General features: G+C 51.4%; 22 protein-coding genes and 2 tRNA genes. 17 read left to right on the top strand and 7 right to left on the bottom strand.

Annotated features, from left to right (window positions below; genetic code table 11):
* Window positions 1-14: 14 nt before the first annotated feature.
* Genes ACMGG3_RS08425 through ACMGG3_RS08375 form a run of 11 tightly spaced genes read left to right on the top strand, consistent with a single transcriptional unit; the run spans window position 15 to window position 10,774 of the window.
* Entirely contained in the window at window positions 15-1,022 is a 1,008-nt protein-coding gene (locus ACMGG3_RS08425; RefSeq protein WP_044857625.1) for a 3-oxoacyl-[acyl-carrier-protein] synthase III C-terminal domain-containing protein, read from the top strand.
* On the top strand, window positions 1,019-2,035 hold the full coding sequence (locus ACMGG3_RS08420) for an NAD-dependent epimerase/dehydratase family protein (RefSeq protein ID WP_148576762.1): 1,017 nt from the start codon (window positions 1,019-1,021) through the stop codon (window positions 2,033-2,035). The genes ACMGG3_RS08425 and ACMGG3_RS08420 overlap by 4 nt, the downstream gene beginning before the upstream one ends.
* Window positions 2,013-2,819, top strand: a complete 807-nt coding sequence (locus ACMGG3_RS08415; protein WP_044867981.1) for an MBL fold metallo-hydrolase — start codon at window positions 2,013-2,015, stop codon at window positions 2,817-2,819. Before ACMGG3_RS08420 ends, ACMGG3_RS08415 begins: the two co-directional genes overlap by 23 nt.
* A gap of 8 nt (window positions 2,820-2,827) precedes the next feature.
* Complete coding sequence (locus ACMGG3_RS08410; protein ID WP_414149911.1) at window positions 2,828-4,102, top strand: F390 synthetase-related protein; 1,275 nt, start codon at window positions 2,828-2,830, stop codon at window positions 4,100-4,102.
* Entirely contained in the window at window positions 4,099-4,716 is a 618-nt protein-coding gene (locus ACMGG3_RS08405; protein ID WP_047955734.1) for a phosphatase PAP2 family protein, read from the top strand. Before ACMGG3_RS08410 ends, ACMGG3_RS08405 begins: the two co-directional genes overlap by 4 nt.
* Window positions 4,709-5,836, top strand: a complete 1,128-nt coding sequence (locus tag ACMGG3_RS08400; RefSeq protein ID WP_073397372.1) for a sterol desaturase family protein — start codon at window positions 4,709-4,711, stop codon at window positions 5,834-5,836. Before ACMGG3_RS08405 ends, ACMGG3_RS08400 begins: the two co-directional genes overlap by 8 nt.
* Entirely contained in the window at window positions 5,823-6,935 is a 1,113-nt protein-coding gene (locus tag ACMGG3_RS08395) for a fatty acid desaturase family protein (protein WP_073397369.1), read from the top strand. The genes ACMGG3_RS08400 and ACMGG3_RS08395 overlap by 14 nt, the downstream gene beginning before the upstream one ends.
* Entirely contained in the window at window positions 6,926-7,900 is a 975-nt protein-coding gene (locus ACMGG3_RS08390; RefSeq protein ID WP_414149778.1) for an NAD-dependent epimerase/dehydratase family protein, read from the top strand. The genes ACMGG3_RS08395 and ACMGG3_RS08390 overlap by 10 nt, the downstream gene beginning before the upstream one ends.
* Entirely contained in the window at window positions 7,894-9,018 is a 1,125-nt protein-coding gene (locus ACMGG3_RS08385; protein WP_414149777.1) for a glycosyltransferase, read from the top strand. The genes ACMGG3_RS08390 and ACMGG3_RS08385 overlap by 7 nt, the downstream gene beginning before the upstream one ends.
* Window positions 9,015-9,575, top strand: coding sequence for a hypothetical protein (locus ACMGG3_RS08380; RefSeq protein ID WP_104440056.1), 561 nt, complete (start codon window positions 9,015-9,017; stop codon window positions 9,573-9,575). The genes ACMGG3_RS08385 and ACMGG3_RS08380 overlap by 4 nt, the downstream gene beginning before the upstream one ends.
* A gap of 8 nt (window positions 9,576-9,583) precedes the next feature.
* Complete coding sequence (locus ACMGG3_RS08375; RefSeq protein ID WP_414149910.1) at window positions 9,584-10,774, top strand: nucleotide disphospho-sugar-binding domain-containing protein; 1,191 nt, start codon at window positions 9,584-9,586, stop codon at window positions 10,772-10,774.
* A gap of 17 nt (window positions 10,775-10,791) precedes the next feature.
* On the opposite strand, the gene ACMGG3_RS08370 is transcribed toward ACMGG3_RS08375, so the two are convergent.
* Window positions 10,792-11,688: a DMT family transporter gene (locus tag ACMGG3_RS08370; RefSeq protein ID WP_063858465.1), complete on the bottom strand. Its 897-nt coding sequence runs from the start codon at window positions 11,686-11,688 to the stop codon at window positions 10,792-10,794.
* 107 nt (window positions 11,689-11,795) lie between these two features.
* On the opposite strand from ACMGG3_RS08370, the gene ACMGG3_RS08365 reads away from it, so the two are divergent.
* A complete protein-coding gene (locus tag ACMGG3_RS08365; RefSeq protein ID WP_014170457.1) occupies window positions 11,796-12,239 on the top strand; it encodes an Lrp/AsnC family transcriptional regulator in 444 nt (147 codons plus the stop codon).
* 61 nt (window positions 12,240-12,300) lie between these two features.
* Here the strand turns inward: ACMGG3_RS08365 and ACMGG3_RS08360 are convergent.
* From ACMGG3_RS08360 to ACMGG3_RS08345, 4 genes are all read right to left on the bottom strand, one after another.
* Window positions 12,301-12,385, bottom strand: a tRNA-Tyr gene (locus tag ACMGG3_RS08360).
* A 35-nt stretch (window positions 12,386-12,420) separates the two neighbouring features.
* Window positions 12,421-12,505, bottom strand: a tRNA-Tyr gene (locus ACMGG3_RS08355).
* A 157-nt stretch (window positions 12,506-12,662) separates the two neighbouring features.
* Window positions 12,663-13,505 carry a formyltetrahydrofolate deformylase gene (purU, locus tag ACMGG3_RS08350; RefSeq protein WP_014170456.1) on the bottom strand — a complete coding sequence of 281 codons (843 nt, stop codon included), beginning with the start codon at window positions 13,503-13,505 and terminating at the stop codon, window positions 12,663-12,665.
* A 48-nt stretch (window positions 13,506-13,553) separates the two neighbouring features.
* Window positions 13,554-14,012 carry a YchJ family protein gene (locus ACMGG3_RS08345; protein ID WP_025203926.1) on the bottom strand — a complete coding sequence of 153 codons (459 nt, stop codon included), beginning with the start codon at window positions 14,010-14,012 and terminating at the stop codon, window positions 13,554-13,556.
* 114 nt (window positions 14,013-14,126) lie between these two features.
* Here ACMGG3_RS08345 and rssA point away from each other — a divergent pair, with 114 nt between their 5' ends.
* From rssA to galU, 3 genes are all read left to right on the top strand, one after another.
* On the top strand, window positions 14,127-15,029 hold the full coding sequence (gene rssA / locus ACMGG3_RS08340; RefSeq protein WP_032669742.1) for a patatin-like phospholipase RssA: 903 nt from the start codon (window positions 14,127-14,129) through the stop codon (window positions 15,027-15,029).
* Window positions 15,030-15,120: 91 nt separating this feature from the next.
* On the top strand, window positions 15,121-16,134 hold the full coding sequence (rssB, locus tag ACMGG3_RS08335) for a two-component system response regulator RssB (protein WP_014170453.1): 1,014 nt from the start codon (window positions 15,121-15,123) through the stop codon (window positions 16,132-16,134).
* A 200-nt stretch (window positions 16,135-16,334) separates the two neighbouring features.
* Window positions 16,335-17,243: a UTP--glucose-1-phosphate uridylyltransferase GalU gene (gene galU, locus ACMGG3_RS08330; RefSeq protein ID WP_014170452.1), complete on the top strand. Its 909-nt coding sequence runs from the start codon at window positions 16,335-16,337 to the stop codon at window positions 17,241-17,243.
* A gap of 200 nt (window positions 17,244-17,443) precedes the next feature.
* Here galU and hns read toward each other — a convergent pair whose 3' ends face one another.
* On the bottom strand, window positions 17,444-17,857 hold the full coding sequence (gene hns, locus ACMGG3_RS08325; protein WP_008502781.1) for a histone-like nucleoid-structuring protein H-NS: 414 nt from the start codon (window positions 17,855-17,857) through the stop codon (window positions 17,444-17,446).
* Between the two features lie 549 nt (window positions 17,858-18,406).
* Here hns and tdk point away from each other — a divergent pair.
* The gene (gene tdk / locus ACMGG3_RS08320; protein ID WP_414149776.1) at window positions 18,407-19,021 is read left to right on the top strand and encodes a thymidine kinase; all 615 of its coding nucleotides are present in this window, start codon (window positions 18,407-18,409) and stop codon (window positions 19,019-19,021) included.
* A gap of 65 nt (window positions 19,022-19,086) precedes the next feature.
* Here the strand turns inward: tdk and adhE are convergent, their stop codons facing one another.
* Window positions 19,087-21,765 (bottom strand): bifunctional acetaldehyde-CoA/alcohol dehydrogenase, encoded by a 2,679-nt coding sequence (adhE, locus tag ACMGG3_RS08315; RefSeq protein ID WP_025203929.1) that lies wholly within the window; start codon window positions 21,763-21,765, stop codon window positions 19,087-19,089.
* Between the two features lie 479 nt (window positions 21,766-22,244).
* Here adhE and ACMGG3_RS08310 point away from each other — a divergent pair, with 479 nt between their 5' ends.
* Window positions 22,245-22,892, top strand: coding sequence for a YchE family NAAT transporter (locus tag ACMGG3_RS08310; protein WP_014170449.1), 648 nt, complete (start codon window positions 22,245-22,247; stop codon window positions 22,890-22,892).
* Window positions 22,893-23,148: the final 256 nt, after the last annotated feature.

The raw sequence follows: 23,148 nt of genomic DNA, 5'->3' as shown, positions 1-23,148 counted from the left end.
AAGGGAGCACTGGTGTGGGTCAATCAACAGAGCCGGAAATTTCGGCCGCAATAAAAATTATCTCAACAGGCATTGCCTTGCCTGCTGAAAGACTGACATCCAGCGATCTGGATTCATGGTTAGGAAAACCGCCTGGCTACGTTGAAAAACGGTCCGGTATACTTACCCGCTACCACGCTTCTCACACCGCCAGCCAGGCCGGGCTGGCCGCACAGGCGCTACATAACGCGCTACATGCCGGAACGATATCACCTGCTTCCATAGACCTGTTAATTTGTGCATCGGCTATTGCCATACAAGCGCTTCCCTGCAGTGCGGTTCATATTATCAAGGCGGCAGGTATGCCCGCGGGTATGGCGGGGTTTGATATTAACAGCAGCTGTGTCAGCTTTATTTCCGCCTTAGAAGTTGCTGCCGGTTTATTGAATACAGGCGCATATCGTCGCATCGCCATTGTTTCAGCTGATTTAGCATCGCGCGGCATTGACTGGAGCCACGAAGAGTCTTCGTTGATTTTCGGTGATGGTGCGGCGTGTGCGATCGTGGAGCGTGGTGACGGCAACAGCGGGATTATAACAAGCCTAATCGAGATGTACCCGGATGGCAGCGAACTCTGTGAAATCCGTGCGGGAGGAACGCGTCGCAACCCCAGAGCGGGCATGAGCGACAGTGATTTTATGTTCCATATGCAGGGTAAGGCGCTGTTCCGGTATGCCTCTTCGCTGATTGATGACTACTTCGCGCGGCTGCTGGGAAAATGCGGTCTGCAACTGTCGGATATCGGTACCGTCATTCCGCATCAGGCCAGCCATCTTTCTCTTGAACACATGCGTAAGCGGCTGGGTGTCCCTGAATCCATCTTAATTGATGTTTACCGTCACTACGGCAACCAGGTGGCCGCCTCCATCCCTACGGCGCTGCATGAAGCGGTAACCCATGGTCGTTTCACGCCGGGAAAACCCGCGATGCTTATTGGTACTGCAGCAGGCCTGACGCTGGCTGGCATGGTACTTATGCCATGAAGATCCTGGTGACAGGGGCAACCAGCGGGCTGGGGCGTAACGCTGTCCACTATTTGCTGGAACGTGGCTTTAGCGTAGTGGCGACGGGCCGTAATCCGGTCGAAGGTGCACATTTAAAGCATGTGGGCGCGACGTTTATCCCACTCGACTTGTCCCTGGCGTCTCTGGACCAATGCGCCAGGCTCATGGAGGGGTGCGATGCCGTGTGGCACTGCGCAGCGAAATCTTCTCCCTGGGGAGGGAGGGACGCTTTCTGGCAGGCAAACGTCATTGCAACACAAAAACTGGCGATGGCTGCGGGCACCGCGGGCATTCCGCGTTTTGTCCACATTTCTACCCCTGCGGTCTACTTCGATTTTCAGCATCACTACGATCTTCCGGAAACCTACCTGGCGAACACATTTTCCAGCCACTACGCCAGCAGCAAACGGGCAGCCGAACGCATCATTGAAGATGCGGTGGCAAGCTTCAGCGCGACTACGTTCATCATTTTGCGCCCGCGTGGGCTTTTCGGTCCCCATGATAAGGTGATCGTTCCTCGCCTGCTGCGTCAGCTCCATCAGGACGGAGGGATACTGCGTCTGCCCAGGGGAGGAGAAGCGCTTCTGGATTTGACCTTCGTACAAAACGTGGTCTTTGCTATGGAACGTGCAACCTTGGGCCAGCCTCTTTATTCCGGCAGCATCTATAACGTGACCAATCACCAGCCGCAGCGGCTGGTTGATATGCTTGACGCGTTGCTGCGTCAGCAGCTGGGGTTACGCTACCAGATCCGGTCAATTCCCTGGCCGGTGGTGTCACTGGCCGCGCGTGGCATGGAATTAGTCGGAAAGTGCATCAATAAGGAACCTCCCGTCACCCGTTACAGTGCGGGAACGGTTTGTTTCGATATGACGCTGAGCGCTAAAAAAGCCGTAGAGGAGTTGGGCTATACCCCGTGTTTCTCTATGGAAGAAGGCATCGCGTTAACGGGAGAATGGCTGAGGACGAATGGCAAAGATTACCGCGTTTGAAACAGGATATTGCACCCATATCGGCTGCATGGCTCTAAAAGGCGCTGGTCTCAGGGTGTGCAAATTTCCCTCTCGAGCCTGGCTCCTGGAAGTCGGTTCACACCGATGGCTATGGGATACCGGCTATTCCTCCTGGTTTGAACACTACACGCGCTCGGGCATTTTTCGCATTTACCGGCAAGTCACGCCGGTTTATTTCGACCCCAAACAGTCCCTGGCTCAACAGCTTTACGCACAAGGCCTGGTCGGGGGCGATATCGATGCGATTATCTTGTCGCACTTCCATGCCGATCACGTCGCAGGGCTGCGTGATTTCCCCGATGTTAGCTGTATTTGTTCTGGTGAGGGCTGGCAGCAGGTGAGAGCGCTGAGAGGATTTGCCGCCCTGCGTCAGGCATTTGTGCCAGGACTTTTCCCCTCCGGGTTTGAGTCGTCATTGCGCTTCATTGAAGGTTTCGAAACCCTGAGGCTGCCCGAGGCGCTTGCTCCGTTTGAGCGGGGCTATGTTTTGCCGGACAGTCAGGGCGAAATTATTTTGATCCCGCTTGCAGGCCATGCGGCCGGACACTTCGGGGCATTCGTCCTGACAGAGGACGGCTGGACACTTTTGGCCGCAGATGCGGCCTGGTCTCCTGACAATTACCGGGAGATGCGCGGTCCTTCACGGCTTGCCAGTCTGGTGATGTCCGATCCCTCTGCTTATTACCAGACGCTCCGGCAACTCAATCAACTCTGGAAAAACGGTAAAGTGGATATTCGTCTGTGCCATGAGGGCGATTTGTGAACCTCATTATGTTGATGTGGCGCTATTTCTGCACCCGCAGACGGCGTTTTACCGAACGTGAAAAACTGGAGAGATGGCAGGAAAAAAAACTGCATCGCTTCAGGCGGAACGTGTTATCGAAAAGCCCATGGTTTCAGCGATTTCGCGCGGTGCCGTTCGGACAGTGGCCGCTGATGGACAAGGCGCTGATGATGACGCATTTCGATGAGATGAACACTGAAGGTCTTAAGCGTGACGCGCTGATGGCCTGCGCGCTGAAAAGTGAACAGAGCCGGGACTTCAGTCCGAAAGTAGGCCGATTTAGCGTGGGCCTGTCATCAGGTACTTCCGGCAGACGCGGGTTATTTGTTGTCAGTCCGAAGGAGCAGCAAATTTGGGCTGCAGGGATGCTTGCCAGGGCCTTACCGGACGGTCTTTTTGCCCGGGAACGAGTTGCACTGTTTTTGAGAGCAAATAATAACCTTTACCAGAGTGTGAGCAGCCGCTGGTTGAGCCTGGAATTTTACGATTTACTGGCGCCGTTTCAGCCGCAATTGCGCCATGTAGAACAGTTTTCCCCGACGATCATTGTTGCCCCCGCACAGGTATTACGTGCGCTGGCGCTGGCGGTACTGGACGGAACGCTGCAGTTGAATGTCAAAAAGGTGATTTCTGTCGCCGAAGTTCTGGAGGAACAGGACAGGGCACTTATCCACCAGGTATTTGGTAGCGTGGGTGAAATCTACCAGGCAACAGAGGGTTTTTTAGCTTCAACCTGTTCTTTTGGGACGTTACATCTGAACGAGGAGTTTATTCACGTTGAGCCCCACTGGCTGGATGGAAAGCGCTTTACGCCTGTTATCACCGATTTCACCCGCAGCACGCAGCCCATCGTCCGTTACCGCCTTGATGACATACTGGTTGCCCGCGAGGCGCGGTGCCCGTGTGGAAGTGCGGCGCGCGCGATTGAGCGTATTGAGGGTCGACAGGACGATCAACTCCTTCTCCCGGATAGCATGGGCAAACCGCAGGTTATTTTTGCCGACCCCTGCAGCCGCGTGCTGGCCGTCACGCTCCCACTTACCGCAGACTATCGCCTGGTACAAACAGAAGCAGAGAGACTGTGTCTTACCGCGGATTGTGACGCAGCAATACTTCCTCACTGCCGCGACGCGCTGAATGAGCTGTTTACGTTACAGGGAATAGACACTTCCCGGCTGGTATGGGTGCTGCAGTACCGAAGCGTATCATCGAACTTTGACGCAAAACGACGGCGCATAGTCCGTGAATGGGGAAAGGAATGAGTGAGTTTCTGCAACGCCTCAAGCAGATGCTAGTGGGGTGGGGGTCGGTCGGGGTCGTTTATTCGCTTTGCGACAGGTTACAGGGTGAAGGTTATCGTTTAACCCCACTACGGGTTGACGCGTTAATTCCCTTTTCGCCTGATGCGGTGTGGCTCTACTTGTCCTTTTTCTTAATTGTCCCGTTGGGATATTTATTAACGCCGTATGACCGAGTGCGGTGGCTTGCCCGGTCCATGCAATTTTCGGCGCTGGGGGCGGGCATCATATATCTGTTATGGCCGACCACCATGGTGTATCCCACGCTGGCAGGAGAGGGTGTTTCTTCCAGAGTCTTGGGGTGGCTGGTCTCTGTCGACTCCCGTCAAAATTGCTTTCCCTCTTTGCACGCTGCGCTGACGGCACTCGCCGTCTGGGCGATAGCGGCAGGGCGTTTACGCTGGATGGCGGTTGCAAGCGTCATCTGGGCGTGTGCTATTGCCTACTCTATCCTTCAGCTGAGAAGACATCTGTTTATTGATTTAATGGCGGGTGTTTTGCTGGCAGGGGCCAGTGTATGGCTGGCAGGGCATCTGGACGTGCGCAGACAAAAATATAAAGGAATACCCGGTGAGTGAACTCCTGTTTCCCGTTCTTTTTATGCTGTTTTTCGTGTGTGCTGAGGCCTGTATTCTTCAGTTCACACGGCGGCAGAATATTGACTGGCTCGATATCATTTTCAATCTCAATTCCGGGCACATTATGCTGTGGTTTTTCCGGTGCCTGGAGGTGCTTTGCTACGGATTTGTGCTGGAACACTTTAGCCTGAATCTTTTTGAGGGATGGTCTGCCGTCGGGGTATGGCTCTTTACATTGTTAGCATGGGACGTTGGTTTCTACTGGCTTCATCGTCTCCATCACCAGCTTCGGCTACTGTGGGCTGTTCACGTTGTTCACCATCAGGGGGAGAACTATAACCTGTCGCTGGGGGTGCGAAATTCCTGGTACTCGTCATTAACGTCAATCCCTTTCTTTTTGGTGTTAGCGCTGGCTGGCGTACCGCTGAGTGTCTTTCTGACGGTTTCCATCGTGCATTACAGCATTCAGTTTTTTAACCATAACGCATTAACGCCAACGCTGGGGTGGCTAGAAAAGGTATTTGTTACCCCGACACATCATCGCGTTCATCACCTTAATAATAAGCGCTATGCCGACACCAACTACGGTGGCACCTTTATTTTCTGGGATAAATTATTCGGTACGTTCTGCGAGATGCCCTCGCAGGAGAAGTCGACCTATGGGGTAAAAGGCAGGAAGCCATCGTTAAACCCGATGCAGGAAAGTAATCTTCCTTTTTTGCAAATGGCAGGTATTTTGAAAACGGTTCGCCTCCGACATCGCCAGTTTGACTGTTCGATATTAATGACAGGTGTCGGGGCTATTCTGTTGTTTGCGCTCGTTCTGGGCTACATCCAGCGCTACGGATACAGCATAGATAACGTGGGCGCTGCGCAGTCCCTGTTGTTTATATTGCTGGCAGCTGGCTCTGTCGCATTGGGTGGGATCAGCGAGGGTCAGCGCTGGGGAGTGATGATGTGGTGTCTGGTCACGCTCTCTTTACCGCTGCTTTTCTTGGGTTATTGGGGCTGGAATCACGTCTATTGGGTTGCAGTTATGGCGGCACTGGCCGCACACGGTATTGCACTCACCTATGGTCTTGGGCGCAGATCAAAAAGGGGGATAAGTGAACCAGTTTAATCCTGACAAGCGGTTGACCTTTCCCGCCGATCCCCCCGGGCTGGTTGCAGCACTTCACAGCGAAACACGCGCGTTGTTAACAGAACGGGGCGATCATCGCTATGCAGATGGCCGAATGCTGGTTAAAACAGTGATGCTGGCTGGTGGCTGTATTGGAAGTTATGCGTTAGCGCTTCATCAGAGTGACCTGCCCCTGTATTTTTCATGGTATTTTGCCGCCATCGTTTTCGCGATGTTGCTGACCGTGAACGTCGTGCATGATGCGTCTCATAATGCCTTTCTGAAAAGTAAAAAAGCTAACGCGTGGTTAAACCGTATTGTCGCTATCCCTCTCGGCCTGGATCCCGATTGCTGGCGCGTTCGCCATGTCAGATTTCATCATGGATTCACCAACATAGAATGTTACGATCCGGACACCGCAGAAAATGGTCTTATGCGCCAGACGCCCTGGCAGCGCTGGCGCCCCTTTATGCGGGCGCAGCGCTACTACTGGCCGTTGGTCGCCGCATTAACCTTCCCCTGGTATATCTGGATTGTTGACTGGCTCGACAGAGGGGGATATACCCCGGTGACGCCTCATCTGGCGCAGCAGGGTATTATCGGCTGGACGTTTTTTTTGACGGGTAAAGCCTTGCACGCAGCGTTCAGCCTCGTGTTACCCATGTGGTTATTGGCCGACAGATTTAGCGCCGGTTCAATTTTGCTGACCTATATGCTCTGTCAGATGATCTCTTCTCTGATATTCGTCATGCTCGTCATCGGGACGCACTGGGCAAAGGGCAGCGCTCAGCTCCCCCCTGACGGGGGCAAAATGGCTCAAGGCAGGCTTTCCCATACCTTTGCAACGACCTTTGACTGGTCGACACGGCCCGCGTTCATGGGTTACTGGCTGGGTGGCCTCAATCTTCATCTGACTCACCATCTTTTCCCGCACTGGAGTCATCGCCATTATCCTCAGTTGAGCCGAATCATCGAGGATGTCGCCGCGCGAGAAGGGCTAGATTATCGACGGCTCACCCTCGCCGATTTAATGTCTCTCCAGCAGCGTTTTCTCAGGCGCATGGGTGAACGCCCTGAGCGACACGGAGAATGGTCGTGAAGATTATGGTCACCGGAGCATCGGGTTTCATCGGCGGGGCTTTTATGCGGCGTTTTGCCGATACTGACGGCGTTTCGCTGTGCGGCGTCGGGCGCCGTGAACATGTCGAGTTGCCCGCATCAGTTGAGTATTTCGCACTTGGGTTAGACCAGCTTCAAACGCTTGATGTCGTACCCGATGTGGTTATTCACGCGGCAGGAAGGACTTCGCCCTGGGGTAGTGAGCACGATTATTACCGGGATAACGTTGAGACGACCCGGCATGTTATCGATTTTTGCCGTCATCGTGGCTTTCCACGACTCATATTTATTTCAAGCGCGGCGGTTTATTACCGTTTTGCACACCAGCCAGGACTGCGTGAATGTGATGCTATCGGCCCCGAATTTAGCAGCCAATATGGGCGCACAAAACGTCAGGCAGAGTGCCTTGTTGAGACGTATCAGGGTGAGAAAACCATTTTTCGCCCTTGTGCCGTATTTGGTGAGGGCGATCGCTTGCTCTTACCGCCTCTGTTGGCTGCGGCTAAAAAAGGAAAGCTGCCCTCTATCCTTAGCCGCGGTGTAAAAGTGCAGGCCGACATTATGCACGTCGATGTGCTAGGGGATTACCTGATGCGTGCCGTGAAACGCAGTCATCTCCGCCCGTGTTATAACATCTCCGCCAGTCAATCTGTCGAAATCCATCGGCTGTTATGTGACGTCTTGCAGCAGTTGGGTTTGCCTCAACCGTATAAAACCGTGCGCCTGGGAACAGCGATGTGTTTTGCTGGCATACTTGAGAGGCTGTGGTGCTGGCTGCCGTTGCCGGGAGAACCGCCGATTACCCGTTTTGGCGTTGCCGTCTTTGGCTACACTAACACCCTGAATGTTACGCGTATGCTGGATGACTTTGGTCCACCTTCAATGGATTTTGACGTCAGCCTGCGTACATTTTTACAACAACTCAAGGAAGAGCGCCTGTGTTAATTATCGCAATAGCATGGCTGGCCATTCTGCTTTTCAAAGTCTGTATCACGCAGAAAATGCTTACAGCCACAAGGGATAACATCTCTCGCTCTTTCAGCGACATTACGGTCATGCAACCCATACTCAGCGGTGATCCTGCGTTAGAGACGGTGTTGGCCGCGAGTCTTCAAAATTTGCCTGGCGCAACGTTTCTTTGGCTGACTGACGTGGACGATGCGGAGGCCGCAAGGGTAACGCAGCGGTTGCAGACGCGTTACCCTCAGAGCGCTATTCATATCTGCGCATACCCTGAAGCGACGGAAGGGATAAATCCAAAGTTATATAAGCTTGAGCAAGGAAGAAAGCAGGTTAAGACCCTGACGGTCCTGATTTTAGATGACGATGCGGTACTGACGGCGACATCGCTGAACACGATGCTTGCCGCGCTTGATGATCATTCGCTTGTCACCGCGCTACCCTGGTATGTTGCTACCGACAACTTACCGTCGCGACTGCTGGCACAATTTGTAAATGATAACTCAGCGCTGACGTATCTGCCGTTGCTGCCTTTTGTCAGACCGTTAACGCTAAATGGCATGTGCTACCTGTTACCTTTACGTGTGCTGGAAAGCGTGGGGGGATTTTCGCCCATCCTTCGACATCTGACCGATGATCTCGCGCTGGCAACGCTTCTTACTCAGCAAGGGGTAAACATCGTACAGTCTGTCGCGCCAGTGAGCGTACAAACCAGCGTACCTGACGTCAGACGGTATTTTCGTCAGATGCACCGCTGGTTTTTGTTCGCCACATTGTTGATGCGTGAGAAGCCTGCCGGTACGAATCTGGCAATCTTTCTTCTTCAGGGTTTACATCCGTTACTGCTTTGGGCGATGGTGGTGCTCGCATTCAGTGGGGGGATAAATTGCGTGTTACTGGCGGTGGTCCTTCTCGTTCGCCACGTTGCCTTGCGCCGTATACAGCGCTTAGTGTCAGAGACTATTTCCGCAAGGCCGGTGATGTCGGTGTTATCAGAGCTGTTGCAGCCTGTGCATTTAATTCATGCCTTGTTCAACCGGAATATCCACTGGCGTTCACGTCGCTATCGCGTTTTCAGTAATGACCGCTTCAGCTCATTGTGACCGGCATGCGACTTAACATCGCTTTTATCACGGGAAGAAGCCGTCCCGGCAACCTTGCGCTCAGCCCGGTGCAGAGTTTGTTCCTCCAGTCTTTGCTGACGGAGGGGGCCATGCCTGTCACTGAAAATTTCCCCTGGATACCTCAAACCCAGCCATGGTGTGATACGGGTTTATTGCGTGCAAGTTGCAGCAATGCGCGGGACTACCTCACTTCTCGCAGGGCAGCGTTTGCCGAGCGCTATCGAAACATTGCGATCGCGTTGCTGGAATCGGCGGATCACACGCTGTTACTTTCCGGAAGCTGTGGATTGGAACTCTTTAATAATCTTCACCTGCCGTCCTCAGTCCTGTCTCGCGTGAGTATTTTTGCTTACGGCCCCGTGGCTCGTCAGCGTCCTGACTGCCATCATCTTTTGGTTCAGGGGCAGCAAGACTGGATTTCTCGCCTTTGGTTTCACCAGGCGGACGAGCGCATACCCTGCGGTCATATGGACTATCTCTCGCAGCCGGAGCTGGTCTGTTTATGTCAGCGATTTATAAATCAAATACGGAAATAGAGTCTGATATGCAACGCTTGTTTGATCTGATTCCTGACAACGTCACGCGAATTGATTTGTTGGCCCCGCCATTTTCCGGTCATTTGCATCCCGTGCTGGCAATGGGGAGGGCGCTTTCAGCGCATTATCAGGTCCGTATTATCAGTACTCGCGGTGCCAGCGCGCGGATTGCGGCGTCCGGACTGCAAGGACTCATTCTTGACGGCGATTTCGATACACCGTTAGTGTCGATTGCCAATCCAAAATATGCCGTAAAGACGCATCCTGTGAGGCTTTATCGTCAGTTTCGTTCAGTCGTGGGCCTGCTTAAGGGTTTTGCTGACGAACTTGAGAGGGCGTGGCATCGGGAAGGCGTGCCGGATTTGGCCATCGCCGACTTTACACTTCCCGTCGTGGGGCCTGTCTGTACCCGGATGAAGGTTCTCTGGTGGAGTAGCTTGCCGTCGCCGTGCGTTCTTGAAGCGCCGGACGGCCCACCCGCTTATTGTGGTGGGCTGATGCCGGCCATCACCGCGTGGGAACGGATAAGCCACCTGATCCACAGGAAAAAAGTCAGGATGTTCAAGAGTCTTGTTTTCTGGTTTTTTCGCGGTGTGATTCGTCAGACGGGCATAACCCGGCTATATCGGCCTGACGGCAGTGAAACGGCATATTCACCCTTGCGCATTCTTGCTCTGGGCGAAAAAGAGATGGAATTTGAGCGGACCTGGCCTGAATCGGTAGCCTTTATTGGACCTGCGCTGTACACACCGCCTGCAGATGGAGAGAAACCGACCTTCATTGAAGGAAAGCGGCATGTCCTGATTACGCTGGGTACACATCTGGACTGGCATAAAGATGACGTAGCGAAAGCGGCAACAGCTCTGGCGAAAACGATGCCAGACTGGGTGTTCCATTTCACGGATGGCAGCCTGGAAAGTGCGGAATGTGAGCGGGCAGGGAATTTCTTACGTCTGCATTGGGTTGATTATGATGCCTGGTTATCTCGTTACGATGCCGTGATACACCACGGCGGGGCGGGGATTATGTGGCACTGTATTCAAAAAGGGATCCCGGCCCTGGTGTACCCGGTTGACTACGATCAGTTCGATCATGCCGCCCGGGTCGAGTTTTTCAGAAAAGGTATCTGGCTGCGCGGCGGACTCAGGCAACTTGAACAGGCTCGCGAACAACTCCTCACGTTAATCCGCAAGGATTAGCCTGTTCGCCCCCGTCGCTAATGTGCTGATTTGATCCCAACCCCGCACTCGCGGGGTTTTTTCTCGCCCCAGCCCAGGTTATTACCTGCCGCCGCAAACAGTATCAATGCACCCCCTGCCAGTTGCGTGATATTCAGCGAGTGTCCGAACACCACGTTATCGACAATTATGGCCACCACGGGATAGATAAAAGACAGAGAACCGGTAACGGGCGTCGGGAGCTTCTGGATCGCGCTATACAGCAACTGATACATGATCCCGGTATGGACGACACCTAACGTCAGTAAAATCGGCCATGGGAAATCAGCTGATAATGCCGGCTGGTGGGCGAAGGGCAACAGCATGACCACGCCGGTCAGTACCTGAATAAAGGCGATATGCTGGGGCGCAACTGATTTAAGTCTGCGGGCGATTATGGCTGTCAGTGCGTAGAAGAAAGCGGCCCCCATCGCCAGACCGATTCCTGCGAGCCAGCCTTCGCCCTGTGCGCCATTCAGCTCACTGGAGAGCAGGATGACCACGCCGCCAAAGGCGAGAACGAGCCAACCCCATTTCACCAGGCTCACGCGTTCACCTAAAAACATCCCCATCAACACCAGCATAAACGGCTGAGTGTTATAGACCACGGTAGAAAGGCCGATTGAAATACGTTCATAAGCCGCGAACAGCAGCAACCAGTTCACCACTAATGCAACACCGCCAAGAATTGCCAGCAACAGCGTGACCCGGGTGAGCGGACTAAATGGTTTTCGACTTATTCGGATGAAAATAAAAAGGGCCATCGCCCCGATCAGGCATCGCCAGAAAACCACTTCCGTCACCGGCAGGCCGGAAAGCAGAACAAACGCGCCAATCGAGCCGGAAATTAACATCGCCAGGCTCATCTGCCAGACGCCTTTTTGTACATCACCCATTGTTCACCTCCTGATTAATGACGATATTGTCGAATACCGCTGTCGGGAATAACATGGCTGATATAAGGTGAAATACAGTGATGGCTTTTTTAAATTAGGTAAAAACGATGGAAAACCTTCTCGATGACATCGATCGCCAAATCCTGGCCTGTCTGGTTGAGGATGCGCGCATGTCGCTAAAGGTACTCAGCGGACGTATTGGACTGACATCTCCCAGTACAGCAGAGCGTCTGAAAAGACTGGAAGAGCGTGGGGTGATTGAAGGGTATGGTGCGCGCGTCAATCTGACGGCGTTGGGGTATACGTTGCAGGCGCTGGTGCGGGTTCGTCCTTTACCGGGGTTGCTGCAAAAGGTAGATAAGTACATTCAGGCCATGCCGGAATGTATTGAGAGCGATAAAGTCACCGGTGAAGACTGCTTTGTTATCAGGCTGGTCGTGCGGTCGATTGAGCAACTGGATGCGTTGCTTGATGGTCTGGCGGAACATGCTCAGTGTAATACGTCGATCGTAAAAAGTTCACCGGTGAAGCGCCGGTTGCCACCAATGTGATCGTCTGTTGCTATGCATGACACATCGTTTGAAATACATCACTGGATTAGCTTTGAGATGATGGTGGTGGGGGAAGGATTCGAACCTTCGAAGTCGATGACGGCAGATTTACAGTCTGCTCCCTTTGGCCGCTCGGGAACCCCACCAGGGGTAATTCAAATTTTGAGGTAATGCTGAGAGATGGTGGTGGGGGAAGGATTCGAACCTTCGAAGTCGATGACGGCAGATTTACAGTCTGCTCCCTTTGGCCGCTCGGGAACCCCACCACGGGGTAATGCTATTTACTGGCCTGCTTCCTGCTGGAAGCGGGGCGCATCATATCAAATGAGACGCCCCTGTAAAGCGTTACCACAATAAAAATAAACTGGTTGCCTGAATTTTACGCGTTAAGCTGTAAAGCTAACCAGTTCATTTTCTTGTCGATTAAAGAATAATCGTTCTGTTACCGTAAACGAACACACGTTGCGCCAGCACCTGATAAAGCGCACGACTGAGTACGTTCTTCTCTACGTCACGCCCGGCGCGCATCATATCTTCCGCGGTATAGGTGTGATCCACGTGAATCACGTCCTGCATAATGATTGGGCCTTCGTCCAGGTTGTCATTCACGTAGTGCGCGGTGGCGCCGATGATTTTCACACCGCGTTCGTACGCCTGGTGATAAGGACGTGCACCGATAAAGGCTGGCAGGAATGAGTGATGGATGTTGATGATCTTGTTCGGGAAACGCGCCACGAAAGATGGGGTCAGCACACGCATGTATTTCGCCAGTACCACGTAATCCGGGTTATGCGCTTCGATAGCATTGGCCATCAGGTTGTCATGTTCTTCACGGGTATGGCCTTCATGGCTGACCAGCTCAAACGGAATATCAAAACGTTCAACCAGCGTGCGCAGCGTCTCGTGGTTACCGATAACGGCAGCGATTTCAACATCGAGGCCACCGTAGTTTGCTTTCATCAACAGATCGCCAAGACAGTGGGCTTCTTTCGTCACAAGAATAACCACGCGACGACGGCCAGCGGGGGTCAGTTCACGCACGGAGCCTTCAGGCAGCGCGCTGTCGAGATCGGCAAGCAGGGTGGTGTCGTTGAAAATCCCTTCGAGTTCGGTACGCATAAAGAAGCGTCCGGTACGGTGGTCAACGAACTCGTTGTTCTGCACGATATTCAGTTCATGCTTATAACAAATGTTGGTAATTCGTGCGATCAGCCCTTTTTGATCGGGACAGATGGTGCGCAGAACTTTACGTTGTAGTGATTGCATCGCCGGGAAATCCTGTTTGAGTATTTGCGAAGTCTGGGTTGTCAGGCATTACTGCCCGCAACACTTTTTAAATTTTTTACCTGAACCACAAGGGCAGGGATCGTTACGACCAAACTGTGGGCGCGTTCCGTCAATATAATACCATTGCCCGCTTTCCTTTAAGAACCGGGAACGTTCGATAATGGCACCGGGCTTATTGCGTTCGATAAAGCGGGCAACGAAGCTGACATAACCTTCATCAGCATCACTTCCCGTTGACGATTCATAGACGGTAAGGCCGAGCCATTGGGTATTAGCAAATCCGGCTTCAATATCCTGTCTGAAATCGGCAGCGTGGCAGGACGGGTGCCAGGTTTTAATCAGGTAGTCTGCGTCTTTGATCACAAAAGCAGTATACCGTGAACGCATGAGGTGTGACGGGTCTGGTGCAACCTGATCGCCAGACAGATATCGCTGGCAACATAGGCTATACTCCAGAGCGCTACCACAAGGGCAGAGTTGAGACACGATTCTCTTCCTGGAACAAAAAATAAGGGCGTTAAACGCTTCGGGTAGCACCATGTTAACTGAGCAGTTGCGTTGATGCTATGTCAGGAATCCAGGGGACGTAAAACAGGGCTAATGAGAAAGGTTAAAATTGGACTGGCGCTGGGCTCAGGTGCAGCCCGGGGATGGTCGCACATCGGCGTGATAAATGCCTTAAAGCAGATGGGCATTGACGTTGATATTGTTGCAGGGTGTTCAATCGGATCGCTTGTGGGGTCCGCATACGCGTGTGGAAAGCTTCCGGAACTTGAAACCTGGGTACGCTCCTTCAGTTACTGGGACGTATTGCGCCTGATGGATCTCTCGTGGCAGCGCGGTGGGTTGCTGCGCGGTGAACGGGTCTTTAACCAGTTCCGTCAGATTATGCCTCTCGATGACTTCAGTCATTGTCAGTTACCCTTCGGTGCCGTTGCGACGAACCTCAGTACCGGCCGCGAACTCTGGCTTACCGAAGGGGATATCCATCTTGCCGTTCGCGCGTCCTGCAGCATGCCGGGCTTAATGGCCCCTGTTCCGCACAACGGTTACTGGCTTGTCGACGGAGGCGTTGTTAACCCGGTCCCCATTTCCCTGACCCGCGCTATGGGTGCCGATATCGTTATTGCTGTGGATTTACAGCACGACGCTCATCTGATGCAACAAGACCTGATGCCAGTCAATCTTCAGAGTGAAGATGCCGAGGGCGAAAAACTGGCCTGGCATGAGCGTCTGCGCGGACGTCTCGGGCGCATGGCCGCCCGGCGTGCGGTAACTGCACCCACGGCGATTGAAATTATGACGACCTCAATCCAGGTCCTGGAGAACCGCCTCAAGCGCAACCGCATGGCTGGCGACCCGCCGGATATTCTGCTTCAGCCGTATTGTCCGCAAATTTCTACCCTTGATTTCCATCGGGCTGAGGCCGCCATCGCAGCGGGCTCGTTAGCCGTCGAAAAGAAAATAGATGAGTTGCTGCCTTTTGTGCGAACAGCACGTTAAGCACCTTTTTTTGACTACTTCAGCAAAATCTGACAGGCGACAGTGCCGATAGCATGCCACTATGTAGTTACTGTCAGCCAGGGGAGGAACCATGACGAAGCCATTGGCCGGAAAACACATTTTGATTGTTGAAGACGAGCCCGTTTTCCGATCGCTACTGGATTCGTGGTTATCATCACTGGGGGCAAACACTTCACTGGCTGACGATGGCATCGACGCGCTGGAAAAAATGGTCAATATCACGCCTGATCTGATGATTTGTGACCTTGAAATGCCACGGATGAATGGACTGAAGCTGGTCGAACATCTGCGCAATGAAGCCAACCAGATGCCGATACTGGTGATTTCCGCCACAGAGAACATGGCGGATATAGCCAAAGCATTGCGTCTGGGGGTTCAGGATATTCTGCTTAAACCGGTTAAAGATCTTAACCGGCTTCGTGAAACCGTCTTAGCCTGTCTTTATCCAAATATGTTTAATTCCCGGGTTGAGGAAGAGGAACGCCTTTTCCAGGACTGGGACGCCTTAGTGAGTAATCCCCCTGCGGCGGCGAAACTGTTGCAAGAACTTCAACCGCCGGTACAACAAAATATTTCTCACTGTCGTGTGAATTATCGTCAGCTGGTGGCCGCTGACCAGCCAGGGCTGGTGCTCGATATTGCGCCATTATCGGATTCAGACCTTGCATTTTATTGTCTTGATGTCACCCGGGCAGGGGATAATGGTGTATTAGCCGCGTTATTACTTCGCGCGCTATTTAACGGGTTGCTGCAGGAACAACTCTCCCATCAGGGACAGCGGCTTCCCGAGTTAGGCAGTTTACTCAAACAGGTAAACCAGCTTTTTCGTCAGGCCAATTTACCCGGACAGTTTCCGCTGTTGGTAGGTTATTACCACAGCGGTTTGAAAAATCTTATCCTCGTTTCCGCGGGGCTTAATGCCTCGCTGAATACCGGGGAACATCATATTCAGGTCAGTAACGGTGTCCCGCTTGGAACATTGGGTACGGCTTATCTTAATCAAATTAGCCATCGCTGTTCCTCCTGGCAGTGCCAAATTTGGGGTGCTGGGGGACGGCTACGCTTAATGTTGTCCACGGAATAAGCAGTTGGATCTTAATTTTAAGATTGCTTTACCTGTGATTTACGGGGAGTGCTACTATCGCTGCCCGGAATCATGCGTATTTGTCCTAATTGATCGGCAACGCGTTCTTTTCAGACCCGGACTGCGGGATGAGGCTGATATACTTAACGCGTTATTTATTGCATAAAAGTTCAAAACTTGAACAGCTCAGGAGAATTTGAATGGCTGCCCTAAATTCGAAAGTCAGAAAGGCCGTCATCCCGGTAGCGGGATTGGGGACCAGGATGTTACCAGCAACTAAGGCGATTCCTAAAGAGATGCTACCTCTGGTTGATAAGCCATTAATTCAGTATGTCGTTAACGAATGTATCGCGGCCGGCATTACTGAAATTGTGCTGGTTACACATTCATCAAAAAACTCTATCGAAAACCATTTCGATACAAGTTTTGAACTCGAAGCCATGCTGGAAAAACGTGTTAAGCGCCAGCTACTGGAAGAAGTTCAGTCTATTTGCCCGCCACACGTCACCATTATGCAGGTGCGTCAGGGGCTGGCTAAAGGTCTGGGCCACGCAGTCATGTGTGCGCATCCCGTTGTAGGTGATGAGCCTGTTGCGGTGATCCTGCCTGACGTTATTCTGGACGAATATGAATCAGATCTTTCTCAGGACAATCTGGCTGAGATGATCAAACGCTTTGATGAAACAGGCAGCAGCCAGATCATGGTTGAACCTGTGGATGATGTTACCGCTTACGGTGTTGTTGACTGCAAAGGCGTTAACCTTGAACCGGGTGAGAGCGTGCCGATGATTGGCGTGGTTGAGAAGCCTAAGGCCGACGTAGCGCCTTCTAATCTGGCGGTTGTAGGTCGTTATGTCCTGAGTGCTGAAATCTGGCCTCTGCTGGCGAAAACGCCTCCAGGAGCGGGTGATGAAATCCAGCTTACCGATGCCATTGATATGCTGATCGAGAAAGAGACCGTTGAAGCTTACCATATGAAAGGTAAGAGCCATGACTGCGGTAATAAGCTCGGTTATATGCAGGCGTTTGTAGAATATGGCATTCGCCACAATACGCTCGGTGAAGAATTTAAAGCCTGGCTCAAAGAGAGCGCGGGTATTAAGAAATAACTCAGGCTTCATTTGATCTGAACCGGTGAGGCTCTGCCCACCGGTTTTTTTATGCCCATAACACACCGTCATCACGTCCGATTGTAAGGCAAGCTAAATAGCCAAATAACGCTTTATGACAGAGTGTAAGGGGATGTTTGCGGTAAATTGCGGGTAAAAAAAATCCCGCATTACGCGGGATTTTTCTGGAAGCGAGATGATTAATCCTTGATCAGGAAGTCATCCAGCTGTTTACCTTGCTCATCCATTGCTTTCTTGATAACAGCAGGAGTACGACCCTGGCCGGTCCAGGTTTTAGTTTCGCCGTTCTCGTCAACATAGCTATATTTAGCAGGACGAGCAGCGCGTTTTGCTTTGGTACCGGTTTTAGCTGCAGCCATGCTGTTCAGCAATTCATTTGGATCGATACCATCAGCAATCAGCATTTCACGATATTGCTGCAGTTTACGAGTACGCTCTTCGATTTCAGCAGCAGCAGCGCTTTCTTCTTCGCGACGTTCATTAACTACAACTTCTAATTTTTCCAGCATTTCTTCAAGCGTTTCGAGGGTACATTCTCTTGCCTGCGCACGAAGAGTACGGATGTTGTTCAGAATTTTAAGTGCTTCGCTCATTGTAGTAATCTCAAACTTATAATGGGGGGTGGTTTGTTGTCCTAATAATAGAGCGATAAATTCAGTTGTGCAATAGCTGGGAATGTAAGGAATTCAAAAAATAGTGAATATTGCCGCTATTATTAATTACGCTAACTTAAATTTCATAACCCGCCAGTCCCGCTTGTTATCACGTAAAGTGGCTTAACGCAGTCGATTGCATCTTTTTTTTGTGACATTTGCCTCAGGAATTATAGTTGCGGCGGATAAATATCAGCCTTTTGTATTAGTTTACACCGGGTATGTTAAGGCAGAAATAGTTAATAAATAGTGAATTTTAATGAACGATGATTCCACTATAAAATGAAGTGTTATGTTTGGCTGACCCTATAACATATTGGCTGGGGTGGATGCGTTTACTTCATGTTTTAACGGATTATTTTTGCAAAATGCCGGCGGTAAACCTCGCGCTGAACCGCATAGTCTGTGCGTCGTATCGCTGATAACCAGACAAAATATGGTACAATGAATCATCGGTAATATTACACATTGATTAGGGTTTTACGGCCAATGGCACAACTTTATTTCTACTATTCGGCAATGAATGCCGGGAAATCGACAGCGCTACTGCAATCCTCATACAATTACCAGGAACGTGGGATGCGTACCGTTGTTTATACGGCTGAAATTGACGACCGCTTTGGTGCAGGGAAGGTGAGTTCCAGAATAGGCCTCTCATCGCCTGCGAGGCTGTTTAACCCGCAAACTGACCTGCTGGAGGATATCCGCACAGCGCATGCTTCACAGCCCATCCATTGTGTTCTGGTTGATGAAAGCCAGTTTCTGACGCGTGAGCAAGTTCATGCGCTTTCAGAGGTTGTCGATGAGCTTGATATTCCCGTTCTGTGCTATGGGTTGCGCACTGACTTTCGTGGTGAGCTATTTGCCGGCAGCCAGTATTTACTTGCGTGGTCGGATAAACTCGTTGAACTTAAAACCATCTGTTTTTGCGGCCGTAAAGCCAGCATGGTGCTTCGCCTCGACCATGCCGGAAAACCCTATGCTGATGGCGAGCAGGTGGTCATAGGAGGCAATGAGCGCTACGTATCGGTGTGCCGTAAGCATTATAAGGAAGCGTTGATTGTCGGCTCACTGACGGCGCTTCAGCCTGACAACCGCAAATAATCCTTCACAGTAAAATGCAGACATAAAAAAACCCGCCAGAGGCGGGTTTTTTATCAGGCTGTCAGTTACGCGTTTTTCTTCGCTTTCTTGTCAGCTTTAATGACAGGTGCGTCTACTTTCACAGCAACAGTGTCATTTTCTTTGAACTCGCGGCCGTAGAAGGTATCCAGCAGGATCTGTTTCAGCTCAGAGATCAGCGGGTAGCGCGGGTTGGCACCGGTACACTGGTCATCGAATGCATCTTCAGACAGCTTATCAACATGCGCGAGGAAGTCAGCTTCCTGAACGCCCGCTTCACGGATAGATTTAGGAATACCCAGCTCAGCTTTAAGACTTTCCAGCCATGCCAGCAGTTTCTCAATCTTCGCCGCAGTACGGTCGCCCGGTGCGCTCAGACCCAGGTGGTCTGCGATTTCAGCGTAACGACGACGTGCCTGTGGACGGTCGTACTGGCTGAAAGCAGTCTGCTTGGTTGGGTTGTCGTTCGCGTTATAACGGATAACGTTGCTGATCAACAGGGCGTTCGCCAGACCGTGAGGAATGTGGAACTGTGAACCCAGTTTGTGTGCCATTGAGTGGCAAACACCCAGGAAGGCGTTAGCAAACGCGATACCGGCGATGGTTGCTGCACTGTGAACACGTTCACGGGCTACCGGGTTTTTAGACCCTTCATTATAAGACGCTGGCAGGTTTTCTTTCAGCAGTTTCAGAGCCTGCAGAGCCTGGCCGTCAGAGAACTCAGAAGCCAGTACGGAAACGTAAGCTTCCAGGGCGTGAGTCACGGCATCCAGACCACCGAACGCACAGAGTGATTTCGGCATTTCCATGACCAGGTTGGCATCAACGATAGCCATGTCTGGCGTCAGCGCGTAGTCAGCCAGTGGGTATTTCTGACCGGTTGCATCGTCGGTTACAACGGCAAACGGCGTGACTTCTGAACCTGTACCGGAAGTGGTAGTAACGGCGATCATTTTCGCTTTTACGCCCATTTTCGGGAACTTGTAGATACGTTTACGGATGTCCATAAAGCGCAGCGCCAGTTCTTCGAAGTGTGTTTCTGGGTGCTCGTACATAACCCACATGATTTTCGCGGCGTCCATTGGGGAACCACCACCCAGTGCGATGATCACATCGGGTTTGAAGGAGTTCGCCAGTTCAGCACCTTTACGTACTACGGTCAGGGTTGGGTCAGCTTCAACTTCAAAGAACACTTCAGTTTCAACGCCAGCCGCTTTCAGAACAGAAGTGATCTGATCTGCGTAGCCGTTGTTGAACAGGAAACGGTCAGTCACGATGAGCGCACGTTTGTGGCCATCAGTAATCACTTCATCCAGCGCGATTGGCAGAGAGCCACGGCGGAAGTAGATAGATTTCGGAAGTTTGTGCCACAACATGTTTTCAGCTCGCTTAGCAACGGTTTTCTTGTTGATCAGGTGTTTTGGACCAACGTTTTCAGAGATGGAGTTACCACCCCAGGAACCACAACCCAGAGTCAGGGAAGGTGCGAGTTTGAAGTTGTACAGGTCACCGATACCACCCTGAGAAGCCGGGGTGTTAATCAGGATGCGCGCAGTTTTCATCATCTGACCGAAGTGAGCAACGCGCTCTGGCTGGTTATCCTGGTCGGTGTACAGGCAAGAGGTATGACCGATACCCCCCATTGCAACCAGTTTCTCCGCTTTTACTACCGCGTCTTCGAAATCTTTCGCACGGTACATAGCAAGCGTAGGCGAGAGTTTTTCGTGAGCGAACGGTTCGCTTTCGTCGACAACTTTAACTTCGCCGATCAGAATCTTGGTGGTTGCCGGAACGGTAAAGCCGGCGAGTTCAGCGATTTTATAGGCTGGCTGACCAACGATGGCGGCGTTCAGCGCGCCGTTTTTCAGAATGATATCCTGAACGGCTTTCAGCTCTTTGCCCTGCAGCATGTAGCCGCCGTGGCTGGCGAAACGTTCGCGAACCGCATCATAGACGGAATCTACAACAACAACGGACTGTTCAGACGCACAGATAACACCGTTGTCGAAGGTTTTAGACATCAGTACAGATGCAACAGCACGTTTAATATCGGCCGTTTCGTCGATAACAACAGGCGTGTTACCCGCACCTACACCGATAGCCGGTTTACCGGAGCTGTATGCTGCTTTAACCATGCCAGGACCACCGGTTGCCAGGATCAGGTTAATGTCCGGGTGGTGCATCAGGGCGTTAGACAGTTCAACAGACGGTTGGTCGATCCAGCCGATCAGATCTTTTGGCGCACCCGCAGCGATAGCAGCCTGCAGCACGATATCCGCTGCTTTGTTGGTGGCATCTTTAGCACGTGGGTGAGGGGAGAAGATGATTGCGTTACGGGTCTTCAGGCTGATCAGCGATTTGAAGATGGCAGTAGACGTTGGGTTAGTCGTTGGAACGATACCGCAAATAATACCGATAGGTTCAGCAATGGTGATGGTACCGAAGGTATGATCTTCAGCCAGGACGCCGCAAGTCTTCTCATCTTTATAGGCGTTATAGATATACTCTGAAGCAAAGTGGTTTTTGATCACTTTATCTTCAACGATACCCATGCCGGATTCAGCAACGGCCATTTTAGCGAGAGGGATTCGAGCATCTGCAGCAGCCAGAGCGGCCGCGCGGAAGATTTTATCAACCTGTTCTTGGGTGAAATTGGCGTATTCACGCTGGGCTTTTTTCACGCGCTCGACGAGTGCGTTCAGTTCAGCGATATTAGTAACAGCCATAATGCTCTCCTGATAATGTTTAAACTCTTTTAGTAAACCAGCGCTCGATACGTCTGACAGTATAGACAGAGCCACTACGACTTGCGTTAGATAAAGTAAAACAAAGAGTTACTTTATGCTCTGGCGCGCTAACTTACTAAAAGAGCCTTACCTTAACATCATCCCTTTGTGACAGGTGACCTTCCTGGGGGGCGTAATCAAGATTACTCACTTCTGAGTACGAAAATCATGATCTGCGTCAATTTTTCCCCAAGCTGATACCTTTCAGCAGGGTTATTTATTGTAGATATTTCCAGTGTTAAATAATTAAGTAACTATTGGAAGTGATGCTATCACTGATTCTACATCTGTTTAACATCCTGAAAGGATAACGTTTAGGCACAGATTTCTGGTGAAGTATGCTCATAAAAAGCGTATCTTCAGCGCGATTTTTCATGACAAAGTGTCAGTCCCGGGCATGTGCATAAGCGGAGCAAAACGTGATCCAAACGCTCTTTGATTTTCCAACGTATTTTAAATTTTTTATTGGTCTGTTTGCCCTGGTCAACCCGGTAGGGATCATCCCTGTCTTCATTAGTATGACCAGTTACCAGACGGCGGCGGCCAGGAACAAAACCAACCTCACCGCTAACCTGTCAGTGGCCATTATCTTGCTCACCTCGCTTTTCCTGGGTGATGCCATTCTCCAGCTGTTCGGCATTTCAATTGATTCTTTCCGCATCGCGGGTGGCATCCTGGTGGTGACCATTGCCATGTCGATGATCAGCGGTAAGCTAGGTGAGGATAAGCAGAACAAACAGGAGAAATCAGAAACCGCCATTCGCGAAAGTATCGGCGTGGTCCCGCTTGCGTTGCCTTTAATGGCAGGGCCTGGTGCGATCAGTTCCACCATTGTCTGGGGGACACGTTACCATAGCCTGATGCACCTGATTGGCTTTTCTGTCGCCATCGCTATCTTCGCACTGTGTTGTTGGGGTGTTTTCCGCATGGCACCCTGGCTGGTGCGCTGGCTGGGGCAAACGGGCATCAACGTCATTACGCGTATCATGGGGCTGTTGTTGATGGCGTTAGGCATCGAATTTATTGTCACCGGTATTAAAAGCATTTTCCCCGGCTTACTGCACTAATATTTCAAATGAAAGAACGGGGCCTGCGGCTCCGTTTTTTTACGTGATTATCAGCAAATCATATAACTAAAGTTGAAATGCTCACATATCATAATAAATTCTACTAATAATCCGCTTTTCTTATATTTCAATAAGTTATCAATTTACCTCGTGCCTCTCTGCGCATAAAACCTTCAATCGACCTGTTATTTTACTCACATGATACTCTGGGGCTTGCTGAGTCATAACCGAAATGATATTAGTAATTTCAACGTTC

This window comes from Enterobacter sp. BNK-18 (assembly GCF_047456135.1).
Taxonomy (GTDB): Bacteria; Pseudomonadota; Gammaproteobacteria; order Enterobacterales; family Enterobacteriaceae; genus Enterobacter; species Enterobacter ludwigii.
Note: the sequence above shows the minus strand (reverse complement) of the source record. Positions and strands in the feature narration are given on the sequence as shown.

Coding starts and splice junctions, on each gene's coding strand:
- ACMGG3_RS08370 (WP_063858465.1), bottom strand. CDS start 11,688: ATGGGTGATGTACAAAAAGGCGTCTGGCAGATGAGCCTGGCGATGTTA.
- hns (WP_008502781.1), bottom strand. CDS start 17,857: ATGAGCGAAGCACTTAAAATTCTGAACAACATCCGTACTCTTCGTGCG.
- purU (WP_014170456.1), bottom strand. CDS start 13,505: ATGCAATCACTACAACGTAAAGTTCTGCGCACCATCTGTCCCGATCAA.
- ACMGG3_RS08415 (WP_044867981.1), top strand. CDS start 2,013: ATGGCAAAGATTACCGCGTTTGAAACAGGATATTGCACCCATATCGGC.
- ACMGG3_RS08405 (WP_047955734.1), top strand. CDS start 4,099: ATGAGTGAGTTTCTGCAACGCCTCAAGCAGATGCTAGTGGGGTGGGGG.
- ACMGG3_RS08410 (WP_414149911.1), top strand. CDS start 2,828: ATGTTGATGTGGCGCTATTTCTGCACCCGCAGACGGCGTTTTACCGAA.
- ACMGG3_RS08365 (WP_014170457.1), top strand. CDS start 11,796: ATGGAAAACCTTCTCGATGACATCGATCGCCAAATCCTGGCCTGTCTG.
- tdk (WP_414149776.1), top strand. CDS start 18,407: ATGGCACAACTTTATTTCTACTATTCGGCAATGAATGCCGGGAAATCG.
- galU (WP_014170452.1), top strand. CDS start 16,335: ATGGCTGCCCTAAATTCGAAAGTCAGAAAGGCCGTCATCCCGGTAGCG.
- ACMGG3_RS08390 (WP_414149778.1), top strand. CDS start 6,926: ATGGTCGTGAAGATTATGGTCACCGGAGCATCGGGTTTCATCGGCGGG.
- rssA (WP_032669742.1), top strand. CDS start 14,127: ATGAGAAAGGTTAAAATTGGACTGGCGCTGGGCTCAGGTGCAGCCCGG.
- rssB (WP_014170453.1), top strand. CDS start 15,121: ATGACGAAGCCATTGGCCGGAAAACACATTTTGATTGTTGAAGACGAG.
- ACMGG3_RS08375 (WP_414149910.1), top strand. CDS start 9,584: ATGCAACGCTTGTTTGATCTGATTCCTGACAACGTCACGCGAATTGAT.
- adhE (WP_025203929.1), bottom strand. CDS start 21,765: ATGGCTGTTACTAATATCGCTGAACTGAACGCACTCGTCGAGCGCGTG.
- ACMGG3_RS08420 (WP_148576762.1), top strand. CDS start 1,019: ATGAAGATCCTGGTGACAGGGGCAACCAGCGGGCTGGGGCGTAACGCT.